Below are 5,281 nucleotides of genomic sequence, written 5' to 3' on the forward strand. Positions count from 1 at the left end.
CTGAGTTCGGGAAGGGATCAGGTGGTTCCAACGCTCTATGATCGTCAAGCAATTCGGTTGGATATCCGTTCGCTTGGGCTTACGTCTATCCGGATTCAGGTATGTGATTTCAAGGTGTTTGCGGTTCATGCGAACTTTCGGTTCGTCGACTTCACCTTACAACACACAATCATCAGATTGTTTGGGTGTTATATGGTCAAGCCTCACGGGCAATTAGTACTGGTTAGCTCAACGCCTCACAACGCTTACACACCCAGCCTATCAACGTCGTAGTCTTCGACGGCCCTTCAGGGGAATCAAGTTCCCAGTGAGATCTCATCTTGAGGCAAGTTTCCCGCTTAGATGCTTTCAGCGGTTATCTTTTCCGAACATAGCTACCCGGCAATGCCACTGGCGTGACAACCGGAACACCAGAGGTTCGTCCACTCCGGTCCTCTCGTACTAGGAGCAGCCCCTCTCAAATCTCAAACGTCCACGGCAGATAGGGACCGAACTGTCTCACGACGTTCTAAACCCAGCTCGCGTACCACTTTAAATGGCGAACAGCCATACCCTTGGGACCGGCTTCAGCCCCAGGATGTGATGAGCCGACATCGAGGTGCCAAACACCGCCGTCGATATGAACTCTTGGGCGGTATCAGCCTGTTATCCCCGGAGTACCTTTTATCCGTTGAGCGATGGCCCTTCCATACAGAACCACCGGATCACTAAGACCTACTTTCGTACCTGCTCGACGTGTCTGTCTCGCAGTCAAGCGCGCTTTTGCCTTTATACTCTACGACCGATTTCCGACCGGTCTGAGCGCACCTTCGTACTCCTCCGTTACTCTTTAGGAGGAGACCGCCCCAGTCAAACTGCCCACCATACACTGTCCTCGATCCGGATCACGGACCAGAGTTAGAACCTCAAGCATGCCAGGGTGGTATTTCAAGGATGGCTCCACGCGAACTGGCGTCCACGCTTCAAAGCCTCCCACCTATCCTACACAAGCAGGCTCAAAGTCCAGTGCAAAGCTACAGTAAAGGTTCACGGGGTCTTTCCGTCTAGCCGCGGATACACTGCATCTTCACAGCGATTTCAATTTCACTGAGTCTCGGGTGGAGACAGCGCCGCCATCGTTACGCCATTCGTGCAGGTCGGAACTTACCCGACAAGGAATTTCGCTACCTTAGGACCGTTATAGTTACGGCCGCCGTTTACCGGGGCTTCGATCAAGAGCTTCGCTTGCGCTAACCCCATCAATTAACCTTCCGGCACCGGGCAGGCGTCACACCCTATACGTCCACTTTCGTGTTTGCAGAGTGCTGTGTTTTTAATAAACAGTCGCAGCGGCCTGGTATCTTCGACCAGCCAGAGCTTACGGAGTAAATCCTTCACCCTAGCCGGCGCACCTTCTCCCGAAGTTACGGTGCCATTTTGCCTAGTTCCTTCACCCGAGTTCTCTCAAGCGCCTTGGTATTCTCTACCCGACCACCTGTGTCGGTTTGGGGTACGGTTCCTGGTTACCTGAAGCTTAGAAGCTTTTCTTGGAAGCATGGCATCAACCACTTCGTCATCTAAAAGACGACTCGTCATCAGCTCTCGGCCTTGAAACCCCGGATTTACCTAAGATTTCAGCCTACCACCTTAAACTTGGACAACCAACGCCAAGCTGGCCTAGCCTTCTCCGTCCCTCCATCGCAGTAACCAGAAGTACAGGAATATTAACCTGTTTCCCATCGACTACGCTTTTCAGCCTCGCCTTAGGAACCGACTAACCCTGCGTCGATTAACGTTGCGCAGGAACCCTTGGTCTTTCGGCGTGGGTGTTTTTCACACCCATTGTCGTTACTCATGTCAGCATTCGCACTTCTGATACCTCCAGCAAGCTTCTCAACTCACCTTCACAGGCTTACAGAACGCTCCTCTACCGCGTCACTTACGTGACACCCGCAGCTTCGGTGTGTGGTTTGAGCCCCGTTACATCTTCCGCGCAGGCCGACTCGACTAGTGAGCTATTACGCTTTCTTTAAAGGGTGGCTGCTTCTAAGCCAACCTCCTAGCTGTCTAAGCCTTCCCACATCGTTTACCACTTAACCACAACTTTGGGACCTTAGCTGGCGGTCTGGGTTGTTTCCCTTTTCACGACGGACGTTAGCACCCGCCGTGTGTCTCCCATGCTCGGCACTTCTGGGTATTCGGAGTTTGCATCGGTTTGGTAAGTCGGGATGACCCCCTAGCCGAAACAGTGCTCTACCCCCCAGAGTGATACATGAGGCGCTACCTAAATAGCTTTCGAGGAGAACCAGCTATCTCCGAGCTTGATTAGCCTTTCACTCCGATCCACAAGTCATCCCCTACCTTTTCAACGGGAGTGGGTTCGGTCCTCCAGTCAGTGTTACCTAACCTTCAACCTGCTCATGGATAGATCGCCCGGTTTCGGGTCTATACCCAGCGACTAAACGCCCTATTAAGACTCGCTTTCGCTACGCCTACCCTATACGGTTAAGCTTGCCACTGAATATAAGTCGCTGACCCATTATACAAAAGGTACGCAGTCACCTAACAAGTAGGCTCCCACTGCTTGTACGCATACGGTTTCAGGTTCTATTTCACTCCCCTCTCCGGGGTTCTTTTCGCCTTTCCCTCACGGTACTGGTTCACTATCGGTCAGTCAGTAGTATTTAGCCTTGGAGGATGGTCCCCCCATGTTCAGACAAAGTTTCTCGTGCTCCGTCCTACTCGATTTCACTTCAAAGATCCTTTCGCGTACGGGGCTATCACCCACTATGGCCGCACTTTCCAGAGCGTTCCGCTAAAATCAATGAAGCTTAAGGGCTAATCCCCGTTCGCTCGCCACTACTAAGGGAATCTCGGTTGATTTCTTTTCCTCAGGGTACTTAGATGTTTCAGTTCCCCTGGTTCGCCTCTTGCACCTATGGATTCAGTACAAGATACCTAGGTTATCCTAGGTGGGTTCCCCCATTCAGAGATCTCCGGATCAAAGTCTGTTTGCCGACTCCCCGAAGCTTTTCGCAGGCTACCACGTCTTTCATCGCCTCTGACTGCCAAGGCATCCACCGTATGCGCTTCTTCACTTGACCATATAACCCCAAGCAATCTGGTTATACTGTGAAGACGACATTCGCCGAAAATTCGCGCTTGAACTCGCAAATTTTACCTTGACTTGAATGATCACCAGTGAAAGAGATCATTCAGTCTTACTTCTATCACATACCCGAATTTTTAAAGAACAGTTCTGGTGCAAAGACCAGAAATCAATGTTCATTCACGAACATTCATTTCTGAGCTTTCGACGATTGTTTGGATGGTGGAGCCAAGGAGGATCGAACTCCTGACCTCCTGCGTGCAAAGCAGGCGCTCTCCCAGCTGAGCTATGGCCCCGTATCGGATCACGCAGCACACCAACAATTGGTGGGTCTGGGCAGATTCGAACTGCCGACCTCACCCTTATCAGGGGTGCGCTCTAACCAACTGAGCTACAGACCCAATCGTCTAACCAGTGAATCAAGCAATTCGTGTGGGAGCTTATGAAGAAGCCGGGATCTTCGATTAAGGAGGTGATCCAGCCGCAGGTTCCCCTACGGCTACCTTGTTACGACTTCACCCCAGTCATGAATCACTCCGTGGTAACCGTCCCCCTTGCGGTTAGACTAGCTACTTCTGGAGCAACCCACTCCCATGGTGTGACGGGCGGTGTGTACAAGGCCCGGGAACGTATTCACCGTGACATTCTGATTCACGATTACTAGCGATTCCGACTTCACGCAGTCGAGTTGCAGACTGCGATCCGGACTACGATCGGTTTTATGGGATTAGCTCCACCTCGCGGCTTGGCAACCCTTTGTACCGACCATTGTAGCACGTGTGTAGCCCTGGCCGTAAGGGCCATGATGACTTGACGTCATCCCCACCTTCCTCCGGTTTGTCACCGGCAGTCTCCTTAGAGTGCCCACCCGAGGTGCTGGTAACTAAGGACAAGGGTTGCGCTCGTTACGGGACTTAACCCAACATCTCACGACACGAGCTGACGACAGCCATGCAGCACCTGTGTCTGAGTTCCCGAAGGCACCAATCCATCTCTGGAAAGTTCTCAGCATGTCAAGGCCAGGTAAGGTTCTTCGCGTTGCTTCGAATTAAACCACATGCTCCACCGCTTGTGCGGGCCCCCGTCAATTCATTTGAGTTTTAACCTTGCGGCCGTACTCCCCAGGCGGTCGACTTATCGCGTTAGCTGCGCCACTAAGATCTCAAGGATCCCAACGGCTAGTCGACATCGTTTACGGCGTGGACTACCAGGGTATCTAATCCTGTTTGCTCCCCACGCTTTCGCACCTCAGTGTCAGTATCAGTCCAGGTGGTCGCCTTCGCCACTGGTGTTCCTTCCTATATCTACGCATTTCACCGCTACACAGGAAATTCCACCACCCTCTACCGTACTCTAGCTCAGTAGTTTTGGATGCAGTTCCCAGGTTGAGCCCGGGGATTTCACATCCAACTTGCTGAACCACCTACGCGCGCTTTACGCCCAGTAATTCCGATTAACGCTTGCACCCTTCGTATTACCGCGGCTGCTGGCACGAAGTTAGCCGGTGCTTATTCTGTTGGTAACGTCAAAACAGCAAGGTATTAACTTACTGCCCTTCCTCCCAACTTAAAGTGCTTTACAATCCGAAGACCTTCTTCACACACGCGGCATGGCTGGATCAGGCTTTCGCCCATTGTCCAATATTCCCCACTGCTGCCTCCCGTAGGAGTCTGGACCGTGTCTCAGTTCCAGTGTGACTGATCATCCTCTCAGACCAGTTACGGATCGTCGCCTTGGTAGGCCTTTACCCCACCAACTAGCTAATCCGACCTAGGCTCATCTGATAGCGTGAGGTCCGAAGATCCCCCACTTTCTCCCTCAGGACGTATGCGGTATTAGCGCCCGTTTCCGGACGTTATCCCCCACTACCAGGCAGATTCCTAGGCATTACTCACCCGTCCGCCGCTGAATCCAGGAGCAAGCTCCCTTCATCCGCTCGACTTGCATGTGTTAGGCCTGCCGCCAGCGTTCAATCTGAGCCATGATCAAACTCTTCAGTTCAATACTGCTTGGGTTTTGAGAAAACCCTAAACTTGGCTCAGCAATCGCATTCTCTTAAAAAGAGATAAAACTCTCGAATTCACGAGTGTTACTTGCGTTGCTGATAATCTTGCGATCACCAGTCTTACATCACAAGCACCCACACGAATTGCTTGATTCGACTTGTTAAAGAGCAGTTGGTCAAGGCTTTCG

Annotated in this window: 2 tRNA genes and 2 rRNA genes; all 4 read right to left on the bottom strand. The window is 52.0% G+C overall.

Annotated features, from left to right (window positions below):
• Positions 1 to 192: 192 nt before the first annotated feature.
• Positions 193 to 3,083, bottom strand: a 23S ribosomal RNA gene (locus FFS27_RS28045).
• A 225-nt stretch (positions 3,084 to 3,308) separates the two neighbouring features.
• Positions 3,309 to 3,384: transfer RNA gene (locus FFS27_RS28050), tRNA-Ala, on the bottom strand.
• Positions 3,385 to 3,412: 28 nt separating this feature from the next.
• Positions 3,413 to 3,489, bottom strand: a tRNA-Ile gene (locus FFS27_RS28055).
• A gap of 64 nt (positions 3,490 to 3,553) precedes the next feature.
• Positions 3,554 to 5,089: ribosomal RNA gene (locus tag FFS27_RS28060) — 16S ribosomal RNA — on the bottom strand.
• The 16S and 23S rRNA genes sit together here with 2 tRNA genes alongside, the layout of an rRNA operon.
• Positions 5,090 to 5,281 lie beyond the last annotated feature (192 nt).

Source organism: Pseudomonas sp. 2VD, assembly GCF_005503585.1.
Lineage (GTDB): Bacteria > Pseudomonadota > Gammaproteobacteria > Pseudomonadales > Pseudomonadaceae > Pseudomonas > Pseudomonas aeruginosa.